The organism is Rossellomorea sp. NPDC077527, assembly GCF_044542955.1.
Classification (GTDB): Bacteria; Bacillota; Bacilli; order Bacillales; family Bacillaceae_B; genus Rossellomorea; species Rossellomorea aquimaris_E.
On sequence record NZ_JBITVL010000015.1, the window covers coordinates 1 to 21711 of the forward strand.

Genomic DNA, 21711 nt, shown 5'->3' on the forward strand with positions numbered 1-21711 from the left:
CCCGTTCCCATGCCGAACACGGAAGTTAAGCTCTTCAGCGCCGATGGTAGTTGGGGGATCTCCCCCTGTGAGAGTAGGACGTCGCCAGGCAGATATGTGGAAAGAGTAGCTCATTGTGAGTTGCTCTTTTTTTGATTAATGGGAAGGGCGAGCTGATGTTTCATATTAGGTGAAAATTGGTAAAAGACGCATATAACAAAAAAGTGACGCAAATATCACCGAAAACGACGCAATTCCTTTGTTCCAGTACCTCTTCATGATACATCTCCAACCAATAAATTCGCTAATACTACTGTTAAAAACCTCTATTCCAAGCCTAAAGGCTATTTTCAACAAAATAGATCCCTTTCAATACTCATTTTTTTCAATTATCATGAGTATTTAAGTCAATCCATCCTTAAAACTATCAATATTCATTCCTCTTAATCTCCAATTCTACATGATAACAAATGAAGATCGGATATCTGACTTCTGACAACTAACCCCTTCAACATACCAACTCACTCCACCATCTCCACCACTCCAAATCAACCCTCAAAATTGCTAATCACCACCCTTCTAACGTATTATTTAAGTAAGTGAATAGAACAAGGAGAGAAGAACATGACGACCATTTATGATTTCACGGTAAAAAGAGCGAATGGATCTGTAACGTCACTGGAAGAGTATGAAGGGAAAGTTATGCTGATTGTGAACACAGCCAGCAAGTGTGGATTTACACCCCAATTTGAAGAGCTGCAGGGCCTTTATGAAGAGTACAAGGAAGAAGGGCTTGTTGTTCTTGGATTTCCATGCGATCAGTTTATGAATCAGGAGTTTGATAATCAAGATGATATCATGGAGTTTTGTCAGGTGAATTACGGAGTATCGTTCCCGATGTTTGCCAAAGTTGATGTAAAGGGGAAGGAAGCTCACCCACTGTTTACCTTTTTAACACAAGAGAAAAAGGGTGTCCTTCTTTCAAGTATTAAATGGAACTTCACTAAGTTTTTAGTTGGAAAGAATGGAGAGGTGTTTGATCGATATTCTCCTCAAACCAACCCGCGTAAGATTGAGGAAGACATTAAAAAGCTCCTGGCAGAATAGAGAAAGAGGCAGTTAACCTGCCTCTTTTACCTATATCTTCTCTTTAAGGATTTTAAGTAATAGAAATGGTGATTTTTCCGTAGTTAAGTTGATAAAGGTAGTGATGATTGGATAATCTTCATTTGTACGATTTTTTAAAAGCTCCACCCACCATTCTGTTTCGTACCTCGCAATCATGCTCAGATTGTATAGTATGGCGTAGTGTATGAGTACTTCAGGAATGGTTGTGGCTTCGTTGCGAATTCCTGGTAGGGCCAACCTGCGTTTATTCAGGTGCCATCTGAATGGGAGGACTTCCTCATCCGAAGGAGCCAGTAATGAGTTGGAAGAACTCCAACTCAGATTCCCCGTCATTTTTTCGCTTAAGTATTGTTTGAACAAGTCCTCAGACATATGAAAATGTGAAAGCAAAGAGTCATCGATGGTCAACTCATGCCGTTGAGTGAACCAGAACATAGTTTTCTTTTGAAACAGCACAAGAAAAGCTTCTTCAAGTTCTGGTATCTGTACAAGTAGGTCTTCCATTTTGTACTTTTCACCAACGATGTGTTTCACGTGGAACACGAGGTCTGAAAAGTGTGTAAAGAGACCATTTTTCTGCACCTTTACTTCGTCCTGTAAAAATCGATACTGCTGCTTTTTTCTTTTTCTTGAGGTTATTCCATGAGCAAGTACGGTGGTCGTTTCGGGATATGCCGGATCTTCTGTTAGCACGATGGCTTTAATAAAGTGAATATAGCCATAAAAGAGTAAAATGGGTTTAAGGGATAAGGGAGACATCATGGCCTGTTTATAATAAAGCTCTCCTTGTTCCAAGTAGTACATGAACGGGTAACAATTGTCATAGCTTTTCATCTCCGCTTGAGAAGACCCGATTTTTTCATAGCATTTTTTTAGAAACTTCTGGGAGTATTCTGCCGACTGAAAATAGTGGATGAAGTCCCAATGTTGGAGTATTTCTTTCACGAAATCACCTTCTAATTATTCTGAAAAATTAAATTAATCCTATTCATCTTGACAGTATTTTAACCAATTGATAACCTACTAATAATATTTTGGGACTAGGGAGGCCGAAAACATGTGGGATTCTAAATTTGCTAAAGAAGGTTTAACGTTTGACGATGTCTTATTATTACCAGCCAAATCAGAGGTGTTACCAAAGGATGTCAATATCTCTGTTGAGTTAACGGATTCAATCAAGTTAAATGTTCCTGTCATCAGTGCAGGGATGGATACTGTAACCGAGGCTGAAATGGCAATTGCAATGGCTCGAACAGGTGGACTGGGTATCATCCACAAGAATATGAGTATTGAACAGCAAGCTGAGCAGGTCGATAAAGTAAAACGTTCTGAAAGTGGAGTTATCTCTGATCCTTTCTTTTTAACTCCGGATCATCAAGTCTTTTCTGCAGAACACTTGATGGGCAAATATAGAATTTCCGGTGTTCCGATTGTGAACAACGAGCAAGAACAGAAGCTTGTCGGGATTTTAACCAATCGTGACCTTCGATTCATCCAGGATTATTCGATCCAGATTTCGGACGTCATGACGAAGGAGAATCTTGTAACAGCTCCTGTTGGCACTACCCTAGACGAAGCGGAAAAAATCCTTCAGCAATATAAAATTGAAAAACTGCCTTTGATCGATCAAGAAGGAACTCTTAAAGGGTTGATTACGATCAAGGATATTGAGAAAGTAATTGAGTTCCCGAACTCAGCTAAAGATGCTCAAGGGCGTTTATTAGTAGGTGCAGCTGTTGGTATTTCAAAGGATACACTAACCCGTGTAGAACAATTAGTAAAAGCCCATGTGGATGTGATTGTCATCGACACGGCTCACGGACATTCTGCTGGTGTCCTTTCTATTGTTCGTGAAATTCGCGAAGCTTATCCAACATTAAATATCGTGGCGGGTAACGTAGCGACAGCTGAAGCGACAAGAGAATTGATTAAAGCAGGTGCGGATGTGGTCAAGGTTGGTATCGGACCAGGTTCGATCTGTACGACTCGTGTTGTTGCTGGTGTGGGTGTACCACAAATTACCGCTGTATATGATTGTGCCACTGAAGCAAGAAAGCATGGTAAGAGTATCATCGCCGATGGAGGCATCAAGTATTCAGGTGATATCGTGAAAGCATTGGCAGCCGGCGGACATGCCGTCATGCTGGGAAGCTTATTGGCAGGAACGTCTGAGAGCCCTGGTGAAACGGAAATCTTCCAAGGGCGCCGTTTTAAAGTATATAGAGGGATGGGATCCGTCAGCTCTATGGAAAAAGGATCGAAGGACCGCTACTTCCAAGAAGAAGCGAAAAAATTCGTTCCAGAAGGCATCGAAGGACGTATTCCTTATAAAGGACCTTTAGCCGATACATTGTATCAGCTGGTTGGAGGCTTGCGATCAGGTATGGGATACTGTGGAACAAAAGACTTATTCGACTTAAGAGAAAAGGCACAGTTCATCAAGATGACGGGTGCAGGACTTCGAGAAAGCCATCCACATGATGTCCAAATTACGAAAGAAGCACCAAACTATTCACTATAAGAAAATAATTCCAAAAGCTGATCAGATTCTCCTGATCAGCTTTTTTTATGTTGGTTGAGAGGGAAGAAAACGCCATTTATCAGAGGTCGCAAGTCCCTTGACCCATGCCAAAACTAGTCATATTCTCTGTCTATTCTTACCTTTGGAACTATGATAAAATAACGAAGGTGTACATAAAATCTTGGAGGGCTAACAGTGAAAAGAAGTTGGATTCAAAAATCTTTTGTTTGTATGATGGTTTTTATGATGGCAATGAGTATGGTGCAGAAGCCTGCAAATGCTCAAGGTGACTTGGACGTAAACGCAAAAGCTGCGATTTTAGTAGAGGCAAGTACAGGTAAGATCTTGTATGAAAAGAATTCAGATACTGCTCAAGGGATTGCAAGTATGACGAAGATGATGACAGAATACGTGTTACTTGAAGCAGTCAAAGAAGGCAAAGTGAAATGGGATCAAAAATATACGGTTCCTACAAAGATCTCAAATATGTCTCATAACGATAATCTGAGCAATGTTCCGCTAAGGGAAGAAGGAACATATAAGATTAAAGATCTGTATGAAGCAATGGCGATTGAGTCTGCAAATGCAGCAGCAATGGCAGTTGCAGAGACTGTTGCCGGATCTCAAGAAAAGTTTGTTAAAATGATGAATGATAAAGCCAAAGAACTGGGCTTGGAAAACTATAAATTTGTGAATGTAACAGGTTTGAATAATAAAGATTTAGCTCCTTATGTCGATCAAGTAGTAGGTGGGGCAGATGAAGAGAATGTAATGTCTGCAAAAGACACAGCAACTCTTGCTTATCGCCTAATGAAAGATTTCCCGGAAATATTGGATACAGCCAGTATTTCGAAAAAAACATTTGCTGAAGGTACAGAAGATGCTTTCGCTATGAAAAACTGGAACTGGATGCTTCCTGGATTAATCCGTGAGTATGAAGGCATGGATGGTTTGAAAACAGGTACAACTGATTTTGCTGGTGGATGTTTTACAGGAACAGCTGAAAGAGACGGAATGCGTTATATTACAGTGGTTATGAACGTAGATGTTAGCTCTGGTGAAAATTCCTATGACGCACGTTTTAATGAAACAAGAAAAATGTTAGATTATGCTTTTTCTAACTTCACAATGGAAGAAGTCCTTCCTGCTGACTATCAAGTCAAAGGTCAAAAGACAATTCCGGTTGATAAAGGAAAAGAAAAAGAAGTCAAAATCAAAACCGATGCTCCTTTGAGTATGGTGATCAAGAACGGTGAAGCAGATCAATATAAACCTAAATTTGTATTGGACAAGAAGAAATTAAACGAAGATGGTGAACTGACGGCTCCTGTAAAAGAAGGGGAAAAAGTTGGGTACGTCATGTTAGAAGCGAAAGGCAAGAAAGATTTAGGATACCTTACGGATAAAGGGACGAATGCTTCAAAAGCATCTGTTGTAACAGTGGATGGTGTGGAAAAAGCAAACTGGTTCGTCCTTTCCATGAGAGCCGTTGGTGGATTCTTCGGAGATATCTGGGATTCCATTACTTCTACGGTTAAAGGCTGGTTCTAATTCAATGAAACACCAAGACTTAAGTTGCACAGGGTCTTGGTGTTTTTTCATAATTGTACCTATGTAGGGGACTCTACAAAGGGACTGATGGAATGCTTGTCTGGCCTGACCAAGCCGCTACTGCTTTTCGAGTTGTCCAGCTCCAGCGGCTTGAGGCTCGAGGTCATAAGCCAAGTCACCCAAAAAGGCAAAGTACGCCTTTCCAGGTGTCTCGACTTATGCTTGTCGCCCCAGAACGAGCCGCTTCCGCTTTTCGTCTTGTCTAGCTGCGGGGCTTAGAGGCTCGAGGTCATAAGCCAAACATGCCAAAAAGGCAAAGTGCGCCTTTCCGGCATGTTCGTCTTATGCTTGTCGGGCCTGACCAAGCCGCTTCCGCTTTTCGTGATGTCCAGCTACGGGGGCTTGGGGCTCGAGGTCATAAGCTAAATATGCCAAAAAGGCAAAGAACGCCTTTCCGGCATATTCATCTTATGCTTGTCGGGCCTGACCAAGCCGCTTCCGCTTTTCGTCTTGACATAAGCTTGTTTTTATTGTTTATTTAGCAGTAGGGTTACATAATCATTCCGAGTGTTTTAGTCGCGTTTTCTTCCTTTTATGGAAAGTTTCGGGACAGGCATGGGATAAATATAAGGGGGATACAGATATGAAGACTGGTACAGATCGTGTAAAAAGAGGTATGGCTGAGATGCAAAAAGGCGGCGTCATCATGGACGTTGTCAATGCAGAGCAGGCGAAGATTGCTGAAGCTGCGGGTGCAGTTGCGGTAATGGCTTTAGAACGAGTTCCAGCAGACATCCGTGCTGCAGGTGGAGTAGCAAGAATGGCAGATCCTCGCATTATTGAAGAAGTGATGGGTGCCGTGACGATTCCTGTAATGGCAAAGGCTCGTATTGGTCATATCGTAGAGGCGAAAGTACTTGAATCAATGGGTGTCGATTACCTTGATGAAAGTGAAGTATTAACTCCTGCTGATGAAGAGTACCATTTAAATAAAAGAGATTTCACTGTTCCATTCGTATGTGGATGCCGTGATTTAGGCGAAGCTGCACGCCGTATCGGTGAAGGTGCATCGATGCTTCGTACGAAGGGTGAGCCGGGAACTGGTAACATCGTGGAAGCGGTTCGTCATATGCGTAAGGTAAATGCTCAGGTTCGCAAGCTTGTAAGCATGAACGAAGATGAAATCATGACGGAAGCAAAGCTGCTTGGAGCTCCATACGAATTATTATTAGAAATTAAAGAAAACGGTCGTTTACCTGTTGTAAACTTTGCTGCAGGCGGAATTGCCACACCAGCTGATGCTGCTCTTATGATGGAACTGGGAGCTGACGGAGTATTCGTAGGTTCGGGTATCTTTAAATCAGAGAACCCTGAGAAATTTGCAAGAGCGATTGTAGAAGCGACTACTCACTACCAGGATTACAAGTTGATTGCAGAGCTTTCAAAAGAGCTTGGTGTAGCTATGAAGGGTGTAGAAATTGCTTCTATTTTACCTGAAAACCGCATGCAAGACCGTGGATGGTAAGGTGTGATTCTATGTTGAACATCGGTGTATTAGGACTTCAAGGTGCCGTCAGAGAGCATGTGCGTTCCATTAAAGCCTCAGGTGCCACCCCCATCGTCATCAAGCGTGTGGAGCAGCTGGAGGAGATTCAAGGACTGATCATGCCCGGTGGGGAAAGTACGACGATGAGAAGGCTGATTGATCGCTATGGATTTATGGAGCCGTTAAGACAATTTGCTGCGGATGGTAAGCCGATCTTTGGAACGTGTGCAGGCTTGATTCTCTTGGCGAAGCATATCGTCGGGTACGATGAGCCTCATTTAGGAGTAATGGATGTGACGGTGGAACGTAATTCCTTCGGCCGTCAGAAAGAGAGCTTTGAAGCGGATCTTTCCATTGCCCATGTAGGGGAAGGATTCAATGCCGTCTTCATTCGTGCACCACACATCGTGGAAGCGGGAGAAGATGTTGAAATCCTGGCGAAACATGATGGACGCATCGTCCTTGCCAGGCACGGACAGTTCCTCGGTTGTTCCTTCCATCCTGAATTGACAGATGATCATCGTTTGACTGCATTCTTCGTCGAGATGGTGAAGGAAAGCATGGAAAAAACAATCGCATAATTCTATTGCATAATGGAAAACATTGTAGTAGATTATGAAATAACCAATAAAAATTTAAATCGTTGATAGGAATTAGTAGTAAAGAAGGCTTGCCTAAGAGAGTCGATGGCCGGTGAGAATCGATGCAAGAGCTTTACGAATCCATCCTTGAGTGAAGTACTGAATGAAGTAGGTATTTTCGGTGATTCCGTTACCATCTCTTAAGAGGAAGATGCTCTGCGTCTTCAATTAGGGTGGCAACGCGGAAACCTCCGTCCCTTTTACCAGGGATGGGGGTTTTTTATTTTTTTATAAAAAGGAGAGAAAGAACATGTTAGACATTCGATATTTACGTAACAATCTGGAAGATGTAAAAGCGCGCCTGCAGCACCGCGGTGAGAATTTGGAGGACTTCGGCAAGTTTGAAGAGCTTGATAAAAGAAGAAGAGAACTGCTTGTGGAAAGTGAAGAGTTAAAGAGCAAGCGTAATGAAGTGTCCCAACAAATCGCGGAGCTTAAGAAAGAGAAAAAAGATGCTCAGGACATGATCGTGGAAATGCGAGAAGTAGGGGCAATGGTAAAAAAATTAGACGATGAATTAAGAGGTATCGAAGAAGAATTAGAACGCATTCTTCTATCTATTCCTAACATTCCTCATGAGTCTGTACCTGTTGGTGAAACAGAAGATGACAATATTGAAGCACGTAAATGGGGAGAAGTCAGGGAATTTGATTTCGAAGCACAGCCCCACTGGGATGTTGCCACAGGACTTGGAATCCTTGATTTCGAACGTGCAGGGAAAGTAACGGGTAGCCGTTTCGTTTTCTATAAAGGACTTGGAGCAAGACTTGAAAGAGCTCTAATCAACTTCATGATGGACCTTCACATGGATGAGCATGGCTATACAGAAATGATTCCTCCATTCCTTGTAAACAGAGCGAGCATGACGGGAACTGGTCAGCTTCCTAAGTTTGAAGAAGATGCGTTCAGAATTGAAAGCGAAGACTATTTCTTAGTCCCGACTGCCGAAGTACCTGTGACGAATTATCATCGTGATGAAATCCTGAAGGCTGATGAACTGCCGGTAAGCTATGTCGCATACAGCGCAAACTTCCGCTCTGAGGCAGGATCTGCAGGACGTGATACAAGAGGATTGATCCGTCAGCATCAATTCAACAAGGTTGAGCTTGTCCGCTTTGTGAAGCCTGAAGATTCTTATGATGCTTTAGAGGAGTTAACAGGGCATGCTGAAAAAGTACTTCAATTACTTGGTCTGCCATACCGCGTATTGTCTATGTGTACAGCGGACTTAGGTTTCACTGCAGCCAAGAAATACGACATTGAAGTTTGGATCCCGAGTTACGGAACGTACCGTGAGATCTCTTCTTGCAGTAACTTTGAAAGCTTCCAGGCGAGACGTGCCAACATCCGTTTCAGAAGAGAGCCAAATGCGAAACCTGAACATGTGCATACATTAAATGGATCTGGTTTAGCGATTGGCCGTACAGTAGCAGCAATCTTGGAAAACTACCAGCAGGAAGATGGCAGCGTCATCGTTCCAGAAGCCCTGCGTCCGTATATGGGTGGAATAGAAGTCATTAAGTAAAGGTTTTTCAGACAGTCAAAGGAAGTCTCACGGGTATTTGTGTGAGACTTCTTTAAATTTTTTTAGAAATATCCTTGACTCCATTTGGTCACCATGATATTATTATTCTTGTCGATACGGAGGAATACCCAAGTCCGGCTGAAGGGATCGGTCTTGAAAACCGACAGGGGTGTAACAGCCCGCGGGGGTTCGAATCCCCCTTCCTCCTCCATTGATTTTTTTATAACCATAGCGCATAAACATTGGAGATAGAATTCGTTACATTTTATGTAACGAATTTTTTTATTATGTGGGCGTGACTGATGGCCCCGGTCCATTTACTTAAGGTTTCGAATGTCTTCTCTTAAATGGGTACCCTGTGTATGATTCAGCACTCCCATATTTGTTATATGCATCCGTGCTTCTTCATCCCCGAGCAAATAGATCTTCGCATAGATATCCCTCATCGATTGATCATACCGATCATCTTCAGGTGAATTGTGGTATTGACGAAATGGAACCTGTGCTCGTCTCATGGTCGACATGTCATCATCATAGTTCTCGTTAAAAAGCATTTTCAGCTCGTTTACTTCCGTAGGAGTGGCAGATATGCGAAAGCTGGGGCTTGCGCTTTGATTCGGGTCCTGTAAGATGTCTCCGCTGCTGATATCTACAAAATATATTTGTTTCGTTTCCATGATTTTTTCATCTCCTTAATTCAATGATTGTTTTTACATATACCTCTTTTCGAATGGAAATAAACGGATGTATCACTTTAAAGAAGCGAGTAGTAGTTGATTTCCGCTCCAATCAACCCTCGGAACATACTCTTACTAAAGTTTCATCAGCAGCTACTATTTTTTAAAAGGGCTGTTTTCCCAAAGATTGTTGCTATTTGCATCCAAACTTAGATTTACGATGCTCTGTCATTTAGGTTGTGGTGCAGGAGGGTGAAGGGAACTGCTCCGCCTTCCACGGACGTTCGGCCGAGCCTCCTCAGCAAAAAGCGCTTCTGGGGTCTCGGCACGCCCGTTTTCCGTAGGAGTCTACGCAGTTCCCTTCACCCTCTAACGTAGTAAGTAGTTGACAGAGCAAAAGGGTATGTGACCATCAGTTTAAAAGAGTAAAGGACTATGAAATAAAATCAGTCGCGGCAACGAATGAAAAAGCAGTTGCATATGCAATCTCCACATTTCCTTTGTGATAGTCAAACTTTTCGTCAGTTGATTGGAGCGGAAGGTGCTCGACTCCTGCGGGAAACGCTGGACAGCACGGAAAGCGGAGGCGGCTCGTTCAGCTCCGACAAGCATAAGATGAATGGGCTAAGAAGGCGTTCTTTTGCCTTCTTGGACCATTTAGCTTATGACCTCGAGGGGCTAGCCGCCGTAGCTGGACAGGTGAGACCCCGCAGGCGAAGCCGAGGAGGCTCACCGCCAGCCCCGCGGAAAGCGAGCACCTGTAGCGGAAATCAACCGCCACTCGCTACATCCAAAAGCAACAATGTTTACGAAAAAAACCTTTAAAAATAATAAAAGAGACTACTTTTTCCATATAGGATTAAGTAGTCTCTTTTATATATTCAGCTCTTCAACATTCTCGTCTGTTCAATGAAATACCCGATTCTTTCAACGATCGGCTCGATAGAGTTTTGGTCGTTGACGAGATCGTATTCGCTGATGTCGAGTCTTAGGACCGGACATGCGTTAAAGGAATTGATCCAGTTTTCGTAGCGTTCGTGCATTTCTTCCCAGTAGGCAACAGGTGTTTGCTGTTCCATCGGGCGACCGCGTTCGCGGATGCGATCCACGACATTATCGATGGATCCTTCCAGATAGATCAACAGGTCAGGGTGTGGGAAATACGGTGTCATGACCATGGCATCGAAAAGGCTTGTATATGTTTCATAATCGATTTCACTCATATTTCCCTTTTCATAATGCATGCGGGCGAAGATGCCTGTATCTTCATAGATGGAGCGGTCTTGAATGAAGCCGCCGCCATATTCGAAGATTTTCTTCTGCTCTTTGAAGCGTTCTGCTAGGAAATAGACTTGAAGGTGGAAGCTCCAGCTTTTGAAGTCTTGATAAAATTTATCGAGATATGGATTCGTATCCACTTTTTCAAATGACGTGCGAAAGTCTAAGGCGTTGGCCAATCCGTTCGTCATGGTGGATTTCCCGACACCGACCGTTCCGGCGATGGTGATCACGGCATTGTTCGGGATCCCGTATTTAGTGCGAAGATTCATGATAGTGAACTCCTTTTTTTAGTGTAGTTTCTAATTGAGTAAGAATATGATCCAGATCCTCTTTATTCTGAACGAAGTCTACGTGGTCGCCATTATAGCGAAGAACAGGGATATCCGGGTGTGTTTCTTCAAATGTATTCATATACTCTTCATAATCAAGGGATAACTGCTTCAGATACAGCGGGCTGATTTTCTTTTCGAAATCCCGACCTCTTTTTTCAATTCGCTTCAGGAGCGTATCTAAGCCTGCGTTCAAGTAAATGACCACATTGGGTCTCGGCATATCTGTAGTCAGGATGTCATAGATATTGAGGTATTTCTTGAATTGCTGTTCATCCTTCAACGTGCGTTTTGCGAAGATGATGTTTTTAAGAATATGATAATCTGCTACGACAGATTTGTTCTGAGATAGGTAGTGTTTCTCGATATCTTCCAGTTGTTTATATCGATTGCATAAGAAAAACATCTCTGTTTGGAAGCTCCATTCTTCAATGTCATCATAAAATTTATCTAAGAATGGATTCTCATCTACGATTTCTTTTAACAGATGAAATTGAAAATGATCGGAAATCGCTTTTGCAAGAGAGGTTTTTCCTATTCCAATCGGGCCTTCAACGGTAATGAAAGGAATGCGCCCCATTAATTGTCCTCCTCATATTACGGCAGTTTTCTCAATAATAATGTAAAAAATTACGACAGGAATTATTGTAACACAATATATGGATGGTTTGTTCAGCATATTTCCCGTGGTAGAGAAAACCATCCTGTCATTATATCGGCTTTCTGTAAGGAGATTTTATGTAAATGCAAATAAAAAGCTGAAGGATGGGTGTTTATAGATTTACCCATCCTTCAGCTTCTATTAATTATCTTTTGACGACGTTAAAATTGTCGGAAATTAACAACCAGTTTTGAGGGAAGGAGAGACCGAGTTTCCAGTAGCTCATCCCCCTCAATTTCAATTCTTTCATAAGATCGAATTTAGCCTGGATACTACGTCCATCCTCAAACCAGACTTCATGATCTTTTCCCGTGTTTGCATCACGGTACTTGAAGAAAGGTGCCTGTGCTTTCTGATCATAGTCGATTTTGACATTATTATCAGCGGCAATCTTAATGGCTTGCTGAGGACTGATGGCTTTCGCTGTACTTCCCTGTACAAAGGGTAGGGTCCAGTCATAACCATATAAATTCTGCCCCATGAGAATTTTGGATGGCGGCATTTCAGACACGGCGTATTCAAGGACTTCCCGAACCGGTCCAATCGGAGAGACCGCCATGGCAGGACCGCCGCTGTAACCCCATTCGTACGTCATGATGACGACGAAATCGACAATCTCACCATGTGCTTTATAATCATGCGCCTCATACCATTTCCCTTTCTGGTCCGCACTGGTCTTAGGGGCCAGGGCGGTGGAGAGGAGCCATCCTTCCTGATTGAAACGCTTTTTTGCTTTTCGTAAAAATTGGTTATATGCTTCCTTGTCCTGTGGACGCAGATACTCAAAGTCGAAGTGGATATCCCTGAATCCATATTTCTTGGCGGTTTTGACGACGTTATCCAGGAATTTATTCTGGATGGCCTGATCGGTTAACAGAATGCGCCCCAGTTCATCACTGAATGTCCCATCTTCTTGATTGGTGATGGCCATCATCATGACATTATTATTGTTTTTTCCGGTTTGAATCAGATTTCCAAGTGGAGGCTCTTTCAAAGTACCGTCCCGTTTGGCTTGAAAGCTGAATGGAGCAAGGTAGGTCAGGTATGGGGCAGCTTCCTTGGCACTATCTTCAAGGTTTTGGGATACTTCTTTACCATAAGGCTCGACATATCCATTAAACTCCGCTTTCCCCTTTGGCTTCTGTGGAATGTATAAACGAAACCCCACCTGCAAAGGCTGGTTAGGAGATATTCCATTCACCCGCGCCAGTTCCTGATAAGGGACTCCTGTCTTCTGACTGATACTCCAGAGGCTATCACCGGGTTGAACAAAGTAAAAACTTCCTATGATCGGGATGACCAATGACTGGCCGATCACTAAGTTATCGGGATTCGGAAGTTCATTCGCATCCACTATATCTTTCACTGTTGACCCATACGCTTGGGCGATGCCAAATAAAGATTGGTTCGGCCGGACAACATGTATTTGCATAAACAAACCCTCCTCTATTTCATTCACTATAATCAGCCTATGAAATAGGGGGAATGAATATGTTTAGGCAAAAAAATTATAAGGTGCTTTCGGTTGGTTCAATATTCGCCTTTAAAACGTTTTTCATCATGGTCAAGGCGTAGTGGTTATCTTCTTCACTGACGGAGGCGATGGCGTCACCGGGCACCATCAGATTAAACTCTCTCATATACGCATCGTTGGCCGTGAAGAGGACGCAAATATTCCCTGCAATTCCTGTAATGATCAGGTTTTTCACGGACAGATGATGAAGGAGAGTGTTTAAGGCAGTTCCATAAAAGGCGGAATGCTTCGGTTTGATAAGAAAGTAATCGTCTTCTGCCGGTTGGAGCGGGGTCATGATTGCATCGCTCACTTCGTTGTGACATTTCTTATAAATCTCTTTGTAATCTGCTTTCCAAAGCTCATAATGGTCGTTAATATAGATGGTAGGAAGCTGATGCTCCCTGCAATGATTACGTAGTGAGTTAATGGGATCGATAATATTGGCGGTGTGTTGTGCCAGGGTCTCCCCGTGTTTGAAATCAAATGGATTCATAATGTCTATGACCAGGAGAGCGGTATCGTTAGGTATCATATGTAAGCCCCTTTCTTTTATAGTTTGCTGTGAAAGGGGATATTTTATAAAGATAAGAGAAATAAATTTATGGGAGTACAGAATGGGTATGAGAGAAGAGCAGTTTATGAAAGAAGCATTAATAGAAGCAGAGAAAGCGGCGGCAATCCAGGAAGTTCCGATTGGGGCGGTGATTGTCATGGACGGCGAGATCATTGCCCGCGCACATAATTTGAGGGAGACGAGCCAAAATGCTATCACTCATGCTGAAACACTGGCCATTCAGGAGGCGTGTAAGAAGCTTGGCACCTGGCGACTGGAAGGTGCAGAGCTTTATGTTACACTGGAGCCGTGTCCGATGTGCAGCGGTGCCATCATCCTGTCCAGAATCGAGAAAGTCGTGTACGGGGCAAGAGATCCGAAAGCGGGTTGTGCCGGGACGTTAATGAACTTGCTTGAAGATGAACGCTTCAATCACCAATGTGAAGTAGTCCCCGATGTTCTTGCCGACGAGTGCGGCGGAATCCTTTCCCGTTTTTTTAAACATTTAAGGGAACGGAAGAAGGAAGAAAAGAAGAACAGGAATACGCGTCTGTAAATAACTTACAGCATTCTGCCATTGCTTTTTACCGTATATCCTAGTATACTTAATCTTGCGTCGCACTAATGACGCAACTAAATATGGTATCAATTTTGCCGTGCTAGGTGGGGAGGTAGCGGTGCCCTGTACTCGCAATCCGCTCTAGCGAGACCGAATTCCTTTCTGAGGCTCGCACTCTGTAGGGCCTGCCTCAAGTAAGTGGTGTTGACGCCTGGGTCCTGCGCAATGGGAATCCATGAACCATGTCAGGTCCGGAAGGAAGCAGCATTAAGTGGAATCTCCCATGTGCCGCAGGGTTGCCTGGGCCGAGCTAACTGCTTGAGTAACGCCTATGGATGCTTGTCGACGAAAGGTGCACGGCAGTTTAAATTATATACAACCAACTCATCCATTTTCGGATGAGTTTTTTGTTTTTATTACGGTGTGATGTTGATACTGAAATGATCTCCGGTTTTCTTTGTAAAAGGGATTTAGATTACGTTATAATAGAGACATTACAGTACATAAAAAAGAGGGGGGAGTATTTTGGCATATCAAGCTTTATATCGTGTGTGGCGTCCTCAGTCATTTATTGATGTAGTGGGACAGCAGCATGTAACGAAAACGTTGCAAAATGCCCTCCTTCATCAGAAGATTTCCCATGCCTATTTATTCTCGGGACCAAGGGGGACAGGGAAGACGAGTGCGGCAAAGATCCTGGCCAAAGCCGTTAACTGTGAGCGTTCACCTGTAGCGGAACCTTGTAATGAGTGCGATGCGTGTAAAGGGATCACGGACGGTTCGATCCCCGATGTCATTGAAATCGATGCGGCTTCCAACAACGGGGTGGAGGAAATCCGGGACATCCGGGACAAAGTCAAATATTCTCCAAACGTAGTGGAATATAAAGTCTACATCATAGATGAAGTCCATATGCTGTCCATCGGAGCATTCAATGCGCTCCTGAAAACGTTGGAGGAACCGCCTAAACACGTCATATTCATACTGGCGACGACGGAGCCCCATAAGATTCCCCTGACGATCATATCCCGTTGTCAAAGGTTTGACTTCAAGCGGATCACTGCGATGGATATAGTGGGAAGAATGAGTCATATCGCCACAGAGTCTGGTGTGAATTTTGAAGAGAATGCCCTGACGATCATTGCGAGGGCAGCTGAAGGTGGAATGCGTGATGCTCTCAGCCTGCTCGATCAAGCCATCTCCTTCAGTCAGGACAGGGTGACGGTGGAGGATGCCCTGACCGTAACGGGTGCCGTTTCCCAAGGTTATTTGAACACGCTGGCGAAAGCGATCCTTGAAAGGGATGTCACGACCGGCTTAGGTGCCCTGGAAGAGCTCCTGTTTCAAGGGAAGGATCCGGCAAGATTCGCGGAAGACTTCATTCTTTATTTCAGGGATATGCTGTTATACCAAACGGCACCAAACCTTGAGGAATCCCTTGAAAGAGTCATGCTCGACGATGAATTCAAAGAATTGGCCGGACAAACCCAGCCTGCTCAAATTTATCAGTACATCGACGTCTTGAACCAGGCCGGACAGGAAATGAAGTTTACAAACCATGCCAGGATTTACCTGGAAGTGTCCATCGTCAAGCTTTGTCAGATGGAAGCACCGGCAGCGGCTTCTTCTCCTGAAGTGAACGAGATGATGAAGAAGATCCAGCTTCTTGAAAGAGAGATTGAGCAGTTGAAGGCAAACGGAGTTAAGGTACAGGCAGAGCCCACCCAACAGACCGCGAAGAAACCGATCCGGGCGAAGAAAGGGTTCAGGGCTCCTACCGGTAAGATTCAGGAAGTACTCCGAACGGCCACGAAAGAAGACCTTAATCTCATCAAGAGCCGATGGGGAGACATGGTGGAAACGTTAAATCAACGCCAAATGCGTTCTCAGTCGGCACTATTAAATGATGCTGAACCTGTCGCAGCTACAAATGGCTCATTTGTGTTAAAATTCAAGTATGATATTCATTGTCAGATGGCAATGGAAAATCAAGCTTTCACAGCAGCGATTGCTTCCATATTGGAAGAGCTTACAGGAAATAGCTACGCGGCTATTGGAATACCTGAAGATCAGTGGATGTCCATTAGAGAAGATTTCATCCGGAATTCCAAAACGGAGGACACAGAATCCGCCGGTGGGGATCAAGAAGAGGATTCTCTATTGAAGGAAGCTGAAAAGCTTGTCGGTATGGATTTAATAGAACTAAATGATTAATGCAGAAAAAATTAACTGGAGGTAATAGTTATGATGCGTGGAAATGGTAATATGCAAAATATGATGAAGCAAATGCAAAAAATGCAAAAGAAGATGGCGGAAGCTCAGGAGGAACTGGGTGAAAAGCAAATCGAAGGAACAGCTGGCGGTGGAATGGTAACGGTCGTTGTTTCAGGTCACAAACAAGTACTTGATGTGAAAATCAACGAAGAAGCAGTTGATCCGGATGACGTAGAAATGTTACAAGATCTTGTTCTTGCAGCCACAAACGACGCTCTGAAGAAAGCGGACGAATTAACGAACTCAACTATGGGTCAATTCACTAAAGGAATGAACCTACCGGGAATGTTCTAGGAGGCAATATCATGCACTATCCTGAGCCTATATCAAAGCTGATCGACAGCTTTATGAAATTGCCGGGAATCGGGCCGAAAACGGCGGCCCGCCTGGCATTTTTTGTTCTTAGTATGAAAGAGGATACGGTATTGGACTTTGCGAAAGCATTGGTCAATGCGAAACGGAACCTGAGCTACTGTTCCGTCTGCGGGCACATAACGGATCAAGATCCCTGCTATATATGTGAGGATCAAAGACGTGATCGAAGCATCATCTGCGTGGTGCAGGACCCTAAGGATGTCATTGCGATGGAGAAGATGAAGGAATATAACGGTCAATATCATGTTCTTCATGGAGCCATTTCCCCTATGGATGGAATCGGTCCTGAAGACATCAATGTGCCGGACCTCATCAAGCGCCTTCAAAAGGATGAAGTCCAGGAAGTGATTCTCGCTACCAACCCGAACATTGAAGGGGAAGCGACAGCTATGTATATTTCGCGGCTTGTCAAACCATCCGGCATCCGGATCACAAGGATTGCCCATGGCCTTCCTGTCGGTGGAGATCTCGAGTATGCAGATGAAGTAACGTTATCGAAAGCCCTGGAAGGAAGAAGAGACGTATAACGAAGGAGAGGATACCTATGTTTTTCCGAAAAAAAGGAAAGCTGAAAAAAGAGTATGACCAATCCTTACTACACGTTTTAGACGAAACCAAGGATCATTGGAATCAGCAGCGTTCCATCGAAGAGATGAGTGTGGATTATAATTTGAATATCCATTGTCATTCTAAAATAGCAGAAGCAAAATATTTTTTTCTCTTCAGAGAAGCAAAACATAGAAAGATCGTCATAAAAAGGTAGACAACCTTCATATCCTTTCAATAAGAGACTTTTTATGTTCTATGTTGAGAGGAGAGAAGGGTATGAACCCAGTTATCGTCATCGCGGTGATCAGCGGTCTGATCGTACTGCTCTTAGCGACGGGGACCCCTATCAGGCCACTGAGGTTTGTGGGACAAGTTGCTATGAAGGTCATGATCGGAGCATTGTTTTTATTTTTCCTGAACGCCTTTGGCAGTCAGTACGGAATACATGTTCCAATTAATGTTGCGACCTCATCGATCTCAGGAATATTAGGTATTCCTGGGGTAGTGGGACTTACGGTGATTCAGATGTGGATTTTATAACGGTCAGTAGACTGATTGAAGAAGGGCTGTCGAGATTGTCAGGTAACGTTTCTTACCTGGATCTTGATTGCCCTTCTTCTTTATTTACTCAAAAACGTTTTTGGCATAACAACAGCTGTTACTACACCACGGGCGCATAAAGTTCCTTCTGCAAAGACTTCTGTTTCCACTTTAAACTTCTTCGGGTGAATTTCTTGAACTGTGCCTACCGCTTTTAATGGTACATCGTGAGGAGTCGGTTTCATGAAGTCGACTTGCAAGGATGCCGTCACGAATCGAGGGGGGTCTTGTCCATCTCCGACTTCCCCGCCATTTTTTTGGTGAAGAGCAATCGCGGCTGAACCGGTACCATGACAATCGATTAATGAGGCAATCAACCCGCCATACACAAATCCCGGCAAAGCCGTATGTTCAGGTTTTGGCGTGTAGATTGTGACCGTATGATCTCCTTCCACCCCTGTGCGGAAATGGTGCCCATCTTGATTTAATCGGCCACACCCATAGCACCATGCAAAGTCATCGGGATACTGGTCCTGGATGGCCCGGACAATTTCATTCATATATTGATCTCCTTTCAATTAAACCTTACTCTCTAGTAGTCTTCTATATGAAGGATCGAATTCCCTTCATTACTGAAAGAGGCTATATCTCCTTTACGAATTGGCTGAATTCAATTACTATTAAGGTAATTACTGATAATGAATATCAATATCGATTTTTATATACGAGGTGGAACACCATGAACTTAAGTCAAATTCAAAGGAACGAAACCTTTCACATATCTGACTTAACCGAGCTTCACCCATTTGTCAAGCGACGTCTAAAGGACATGGGAGTGGATAAAGGCAGTGAGGTAAAGGTCATCCGTTACTGTCTCTTTGGAGGTCCTTGTCTTTTGGAATGCTCAGGTCAACGGGTGGGAATTCGCAGAAAAGATACAGATTGTATTAAAGGGGAACGGATGTAATGGAAACAGCACTATTGGGTAACCCCAATACCGGTAAAACGTCATTGTTCAATCAAATCACCGGTTCATACGAATATGTAGGCAACTGGAGTGGAGTGACTGTAGATAAAAAGGTCGGTCGGATCAAGAATTCTGTTTCGTCATTGATTGACTTACCTGGCGTATATTCACTCAATCCTTTGTCCCATGATGAACGTGTGGCATCGATGGCTCTCCTCCAAGAAGAGGCAGGACAAATTCTGAATATCGTCAATGCCAATCAGCTTGAACGCAGTTTGTATTTAACGGTTGAACTGTTGGAAACAAATCTTCCGACCGTGATCGTTCTTAATATGATGGACATCGCTGAAAAACGGGGAATTAAGGTGAATGTCCCACTCCTCGGTAAGTTATTAGGGGTGAAAAGTTATTCAACCATCGCTCGAAAAGGAAGAGGCTGCGAAGAAATCATTCAGCTTTTGAAAGACAGCCCGTTAGAGCAGGCTTCACCTTTCGCACTTGATTACGGACCGGTAGTGGAAGACGCCATATCCAGGATCTTATCTGTTATGGGGAACGAAGAAGACCCGAAAAAACGCTGGATAGCCGTTCAGTATTTAATCGGCAATGAGTTAATTCAACAGACTTTGGATGAATCATACCCTGGACTTCAGGCTATGAAAGAAGAGGCTGAAATGCTTCTATTGAAAGAGAAGGGTCATTCTCTTGAAGAAACAATCTACACCACACGGAAATCATTCATCCACGATATTGCAGTCCAAGTGACAGTGGATGAAAAGAAACAGGATACCCTTCCTCTAACCGCATGGCTCGATCATATTGCAACCCACCCGGTCTTTGGCATTCCTTTTTTTCTGCTAATCTTATTTGTGGTATTTCAACTCACATTCGGTTGGCTTGGGTCACCTATTTCAGATGCCCTTGATGCATTCTTTACCGGACCTTTAACAACAGGGGTTCAATATCTACTGAATCAAATGGATGCACTTCCATTTATCCAGGCAGTGATCCTCGAGGGAATCATTGCAGGAGTCGGCGGGGTTCTTGTGTTTGTCCCGCAAATATTTATTCTGTTCTTCTTTATCTCCTTATTGGAGGATTCAGGATATATGGCACGGGTAGCGGTGGTAATGGACAGGCTGATGGAGTTCATAGGCTTAAATGGAAAGGCGTTTATTCCGTTGATCATTGGCTTTGGGTGTAATGTACCTTCCATTATGGCAGCACGTACGATCGAACAGCCTAAAGAGAGGTTATTGACCATTCTTATCTCACCATTTATGTCCTGTTCTGCCCGGTTATCCGTCTATGCCTTGTTTGTGGCGGCATTCTTTAGTGAACACCAGGCTATCATTGTACTATCTCTATATGTATTGGGAATTGTAGTCGCCATATTGGTAGCCAAGATCTTTTCGTTCTTTTTACAAAACGAGAAATCGTATTTCGTTATGGAACTTCCTCCTTATAATTTACCGCAGCCTGTGCAATTGCTCAGGAGTACATGGGATAAAGGGAAAGGATTTGTGCGTAAAGCGGGTACCTTTATCTTCGGTGGGACAGTATTCATTTGGCTTTTCTCTTATTTAGGACCTGGTGGAGCGGGTGTACCAATAGATGAGAGCTTCATGGCCATCGTCAGTGGAGTGTTTGCACCGGTCTTTGCGCCGCTCGGATTTGCTTCCTGGCAAGCGGTATCGGCCTTATTTACAGGTTTCTTAGCGAAAGAAGTCGTTGTTTCAACCATGAATATTCTTTATCATGTGCCAACAGGTGATACTTTGGCTAATTTACTTCCTCAATTCTATACACCGCTGGCAGCTTATACGATTTTAGTGTTTATATTATTATATACACCTTGTTTAGCGACTGTTGCCATCATGAAAAAAGAAACTGGGAGTATGAAACTGACTCTATTATCGATTGTGTATTCTTTTGTAGTCGCCTATATCGTTGCTTTCATCGTATATAAAGCAGGTCAGTTCATTTTCTGATTGGAGGGTCTGTCATGATTGTCAGTATCGTTCTGGGACTTCTGATTTTTGGATATGCCTCTTGGATGGTCTTTGCTTTCTTTAAAAAAAGCCGTCAAGGGAAATGCGGTACATGCGCTCTCAATAAAACATGCAAATCTGGATGCGCGACTGTAAGTCCCGATCAACGCCAGAATGTATTGAAAAATTAATTTTGCTTCATTGAAATTGATAGAGAAGTAGAAAAGGATCAGCTTCCTTAATAGGGGCTGGTCCTTTCTTTCATTTCCAACATATAACCTACCGGAAATTAATTCTCAAAAAGTTAAACAATAGTATTGACTCAATAGGTAAAGAGGTGCTATTATATTCCTTGTCGCCAAAACAAGGCGGAAAACAAATTTCAAAAAAAGCTTGACGCTTTATGACGAAAAATGTTATATTTAAGAGGTGCTCAAGAGAGCCCAAAGTAATATTGAACCTTGAAAACTGAACAAAACAAGACAATACGTCAACGTTAATTCTAGATTTATTTTAAAGAGCTATTCAAACTTTTATCGGAGAGTTTG

Annotated in this window: 22 protein-coding genes, 1 tRNA gene, 1 rRNA gene, 1 other RNA gene and 1 other annotated feature; of the genes, 18 read left to right on the forward strand and 7 right to left on the reverse strand. The window is 43.3% G+C overall.

The window, feature by feature from the left end; translation table 11 throughout:
• Window positions 1-90: ribosomal RNA gene (rrf, locus tag ACIGG7_RS23250) — 5S ribosomal RNA — on the forward strand; the annotation flags it as partial.
• A gap of 513 nt (window positions 91-603) precedes the next feature.
• Window positions 604-1086: a glutathione peroxidase gene (locus ACIGG7_RS23255; protein WP_224945660.1), complete on the forward strand. Its 483-nt coding sequence runs from the start codon at window positions 604-606 to the stop codon at window positions 1084-1086.
• Window positions 1087-1116: 30 nt separating this feature from the next.
• Here ACIGG7_RS23255 and ACIGG7_RS23260 read toward each other — a convergent pair whose 3' ends face one another.
• The gene (locus tag ACIGG7_RS23260) at window positions 1117-2052 is read right to left on the reverse strand and encodes a YaaC family protein (protein WP_397551152.1); all 936 of its coding nucleotides are present in this window, start codon (window positions 2050-2052) and stop codon (window positions 1117-1119) included.
• Window positions 2053-2164: 112 nt separating this feature from the next.
• Between ACIGG7_RS23260 and guaB the strand changes: the two genes are divergently transcribed.
• The 6 genes from guaB (at window position 2165) to ACIGG7_RS23290 (ending at window position 9102) form a co-directional block, all read left to right on the forward strand.
• Window positions 2165-3628, forward strand: a complete 1464-nt coding sequence (gene guaB, locus ACIGG7_RS23265) for an IMP dehydrogenase (protein ID WP_397551153.1) — start codon at window positions 2165-2167, stop codon at window positions 3626-3628.
• A gap of 231 nt (window positions 3629-3859) precedes the next feature.
• A complete protein-coding gene (locus ACIGG7_RS23270; protein ID WP_224945664.1) occupies window positions 3860-5179 on the forward strand; it encodes a serine hydrolase in 1320 nt (439 codons plus the stop codon).
• 643 nt (window positions 5180-5822) lie between these two features.
• On the forward strand, window positions 5823-6704 hold the full coding sequence (gene pdxS / locus ACIGG7_RS23275; RefSeq protein ID WP_224945655.1) for a pyridoxal 5'-phosphate synthase lyase subunit PdxS: 882 nt from the start codon (window positions 5823-5825) through the stop codon (window positions 6702-6704).
• 11 nt (window positions 6705-6715) lie between these two features.
• On the forward strand, window positions 6716-7306 hold the full coding sequence (gene pdxT / locus ACIGG7_RS23280; RefSeq protein ID WP_397551154.1) for a pyridoxal 5'-phosphate synthase glutaminase subunit PdxT: 591 nt from the start codon (window positions 6716-6718) through the stop codon (window positions 7304-7306).
• A 53-nt stretch (window positions 7307-7359) separates the two neighbouring features.
• Window positions 7360-7568 (forward strand) — a binding site (T-box leader).
• A 48-nt stretch (window positions 7569-7616) separates the two neighbouring features.
• Window positions 7617-8891, forward strand: a complete 1275-nt coding sequence (gene serS / locus ACIGG7_RS23285; RefSeq protein WP_397551155.1) for a serine--tRNA ligase — start codon at window positions 7617-7619, stop codon at window positions 8889-8891.
• 118 nt (window positions 8892-9009) lie between these two features.
• Window positions 9010-9102, forward strand: a tRNA-Ser gene (locus tag ACIGG7_RS23290).
• 106 nt (window positions 9103-9208) lie between these two features.
• On the opposite strand, the gene ACIGG7_RS23295 is transcribed toward ACIGG7_RS23290, so the two are convergent.
• The 5 genes from ACIGG7_RS23295 to ACIGG7_RS23315 form a co-directional block, all read right to left on the reverse strand.
• Window positions 9209-9568 carry a hydrolase gene (locus ACIGG7_RS23295; RefSeq protein WP_224945649.1) on the reverse strand — a complete coding sequence of 120 codons (360 nt, stop codon included), beginning with the start codon at window positions 9566-9568 and terminating at the stop codon, window positions 9209-9211.
• A gap of 881 nt (window positions 9569-10449) precedes the next feature.
• Window positions 10450-11118 (reverse strand): deoxynucleoside kinase, encoded by a 669-nt coding sequence (locus tag ACIGG7_RS23300; protein ID WP_224945648.1) that lies wholly within the window; start codon window positions 11116-11118, stop codon window positions 10450-10452.
• The gene (locus tag ACIGG7_RS23305; protein WP_224945646.1) at window positions 11102-11758 is read right to left on the reverse strand and encodes a deoxynucleoside kinase; all 657 of its coding nucleotides are present in this window, start codon (window positions 11756-11758) and stop codon (window positions 11102-11104) included. The genes ACIGG7_RS23300 and ACIGG7_RS23305 overlap by 17 nt, the downstream gene beginning before the upstream one ends.
• Window positions 11759-11984: 226 nt before the next feature.
• Window positions 11985-13271, reverse strand: a complete 1287-nt coding sequence (locus ACIGG7_RS23310) for a glycoside hydrolase family 18 protein (RefSeq protein ID WP_397551156.1) — start codon at window positions 13269-13271, stop codon at window positions 11985-11987.
• A gap of 76 nt (window positions 13272-13347) precedes the next feature.
• On the reverse strand, window positions 13348-13887 hold the full coding sequence (locus ACIGG7_RS23315) for a cysteine hydrolase family protein (RefSeq protein WP_224945642.1): 540 nt from the start codon (window positions 13885-13887) through the stop codon (window positions 13348-13350).
• A gap of 88 nt (window positions 13888-13975) precedes the next feature.
• Here ACIGG7_RS23315 and tadA point away from each other — a divergent pair, with 88 nt between their 5' ends.
• The 7 genes from tadA (at window position 13976) to ACIGG7_RS23350 (ending at window position 18205) form a co-directional block, all read left to right on the forward strand.
• Window positions 13976-14464, forward strand: coding sequence for a tRNA adenosine(34) deaminase TadA (tadA, locus tag ACIGG7_RS23320; RefSeq protein WP_224945662.1), 489 nt, complete (start codon window positions 13976-13978; stop codon window positions 14462-14464).
• Window positions 14465-14562: 98 nt separating this feature from the next.
• Window positions 14563-14827, forward strand: an RNA gene (ffs, locus tag ACIGG7_RS23325) — signal recognition particle sRNA large type.
• A 165-nt stretch (window positions 14828-14992) separates the two neighbouring features.
• The gene (gene dnaX, locus ACIGG7_RS23330) at window positions 14993-16681 is read left to right on the forward strand and encodes a DNA polymerase III subunit gamma/tau (protein ID WP_397551157.1); all 1689 of its coding nucleotides are present in this window, start codon (window positions 14993-14995) and stop codon (window positions 16679-16681) included.
• A gap of 30 nt (window positions 16682-16711) precedes the next feature.
• The gene (locus ACIGG7_RS23335) at window positions 16712-17035 is read left to right on the forward strand and encodes a YbaB/EbfC family nucleoid-associated protein (protein ID WP_173104273.1); all 324 of its coding nucleotides are present in this window, start codon (window positions 16712-16714) and stop codon (window positions 17033-17035) included.
• An 11-nt stretch (window positions 17036-17046) separates the two neighbouring features.
• A complete protein-coding gene (gene recR / locus ACIGG7_RS23340) occupies window positions 17047-17643 on the forward strand; it encodes a recombination mediator RecR (RefSeq protein WP_224945639.1) in 597 nt (198 codons plus the stop codon).
• 17 nt (window positions 17644-17660) lie between these two features.
• Window positions 17661-17879 carry a YaaL family protein gene (locus ACIGG7_RS23345; protein ID WP_034766121.1) on the forward strand — a complete coding sequence of 73 codons (219 nt, stop codon included), beginning with the start codon at window positions 17661-17663 and terminating at the stop codon, window positions 17877-17879.
• Window positions 17880-17941: 62 nt separating this feature from the next.
• Window positions 17942-18205 (forward strand): pro-sigmaK processing inhibitor BofA family protein, encoded by a 264-nt coding sequence (locus ACIGG7_RS23350; protein WP_224945638.1) that lies wholly within the window; start codon window positions 17942-17944, stop codon window positions 18203-18205.
• Window positions 18206-18285: 80 nt separating this feature from the next.
• Here ACIGG7_RS23350 and ACIGG7_RS23355 read toward each other — a convergent pair whose 3' ends face one another.
• A complete protein-coding gene (locus ACIGG7_RS23355) occupies window positions 18286-18765 on the reverse strand; it encodes a PaaI family thioesterase (protein ID WP_397551158.1) in 480 nt (159 codons plus the stop codon).
• A gap of 179 nt (window positions 18766-18944) precedes the next feature.
• On the opposite strand from ACIGG7_RS23355, the gene ACIGG7_RS23360 reads away from it, so the two are divergent.
• The 3 genes from ACIGG7_RS23360 to ACIGG7_RS23370 are packed head-to-tail and all read left to right on the forward strand — an operon-like array spanning window position 18945 to window position 21354.
• A complete protein-coding gene (locus tag ACIGG7_RS23360) occupies window positions 18945-19172 on the forward strand; it encodes a FeoA family protein (RefSeq protein WP_224945636.1) in 228 nt (75 codons plus the stop codon).
• On the forward strand, window positions 19172-21163 hold the full coding sequence (feoB, locus tag ACIGG7_RS23365) for a ferrous iron transport protein B (protein ID WP_397551159.1): 1992 nt from the start codon (window positions 19172-19174) through the stop codon (window positions 21161-21163). The genes ACIGG7_RS23360 and feoB overlap by 1 nt, the downstream gene beginning before the upstream one ends.
• 14 nt (window positions 21164-21177) lie before the next feature.
• A complete protein-coding gene (locus ACIGG7_RS23370; RefSeq protein WP_224945634.1) occupies window positions 21178-21354 on the forward strand; it encodes a FeoB-associated Cys-rich membrane protein in 177 nt (58 codons plus the stop codon).
• The last annotated feature ends 357 nt before the right edge of the window (window positions 21355-21711 follow it).

Excerpts from the sequence above, each read along its gene's own strand:
- pdxT (WP_397551154.1), top strand. The coding sequence starts at position 6,716 with ATGTTGAACATCGGTGTATTAGGACTTCAAGGTGCCGTCAGAGAGCAT.
- ACIGG7_RS23360 (WP_224945636.1), top strand. The coding sequence starts at position 18,945 with ATGAACTTAAGTCAAATTCAAAGGAACGAAACCTTTCACATATCTGAC.
- ACIGG7_RS23355 (WP_397551158.1), bottom strand. The coding sequence starts at position 18,765 with ATGAATGAAATTGTCCGGGCCATCCAGGACCAGTATCCCGATGACTTT.
- ACIGG7_RS23345 (WP_034766121.1), top strand. The coding sequence starts at position 17,661 with ATGTTTTTCCGAAAAAAAGGAAAGCTGAAAAAAGAGTATGACCAATCC.
- ACIGG7_RS23255 (WP_224945660.1), top strand. The coding sequence starts at position 604 with ATGACGACCATTTATGATTTCACGGTAAAAAGAGCGAATGGATCTGTA.
- guaB (WP_397551153.1), top strand. The coding sequence starts at position 2,165 with ATGTGGGATTCTAAATTTGCTAAAGAAGGTTTAACGTTTGACGATGTC.
- pdxS (WP_224945655.1), top strand. The coding sequence starts at position 5,823 with ATGAAGACTGGTACAGATCGTGTAAAAAGAGGTATGGCTGAGATGCAA.
- ACIGG7_RS23305 (WP_224945646.1), bottom strand. The coding sequence starts at position 11,758 with ATGGGGCGCATTCCTTTCATTACCGTTGAAGGCCCGATTGGAATAGGA.
- ACIGG7_RS23370 (WP_224945634.1), top strand. The coding sequence starts at position 21,178 with ATGATTGTCAGTATCGTTCTGGGACTTCTGATTTTTGGATATGCCTCT.
- ACIGG7_RS23310 (WP_397551156.1), bottom strand. The coding sequence starts at position 13,271 with ATGCAAATACATGTTGTCCGGCCGAACCAATCTTTATTTGGCATCGCC.
- ACIGG7_RS23350 (WP_224945638.1), top strand. The coding sequence starts at position 17,942 with ATGAACCCAGTTATCGTCATCGCGGTGATCAGCGGTCTGATCGTACTG.
- feoB (WP_397551159.1), top strand. The coding sequence starts at position 19,172 with ATGGAAACAGCACTATTGGGTAACCCCAATACCGGTAAAACGTCATTG.
- recR (WP_224945639.1), top strand. The coding sequence starts at position 17,047 with ATGCACTATCCTGAGCCTATATCAAAGCTGATCGACAGCTTTATGAAA.
- ACIGG7_RS23295 (WP_224945649.1), bottom strand. The coding sequence starts at position 9,568 with ATGGAAACGAAACAAATATATTTTGTAGATATCAGCAGCGGAGACATC.
- ACIGG7_RS23335 (WP_173104273.1), top strand. The coding sequence starts at position 16,712 with ATGATGCGTGGAAATGGTAATATGCAAAATATGATGAAGCAAATGCAA.
- serS (WP_397551155.1), top strand. The coding sequence starts at position 7,617 with ATGTTAGACATTCGATATTTACGTAACAATCTGGAAGATGTAAAAGCG.
- tadA (WP_224945662.1), top strand. The coding sequence starts at position 13,976 with ATGAGAGAAGAGCAGTTTATGAAAGAAGCATTAATAGAAGCAGAGAAA.
- ACIGG7_RS23315 (WP_224945642.1), bottom strand. The coding sequence starts at position 13,887 with ATGATACCTAACGATACCGCTCTCCTGGTCATAGACATTATGAATCCA.
- ACIGG7_RS23270 (WP_224945664.1), top strand. The coding sequence starts at position 3,860 with ATGATGGTTTTTATGATGGCAATGAGTATGGTGCAGAAGCCTGCAAAT.
- ACIGG7_RS23300 (WP_224945648.1), bottom strand. The coding sequence starts at position 11,118 with ATGAATCTTCGCACTAAATACGGGATCCCGAACAATGCCGTGATCACC.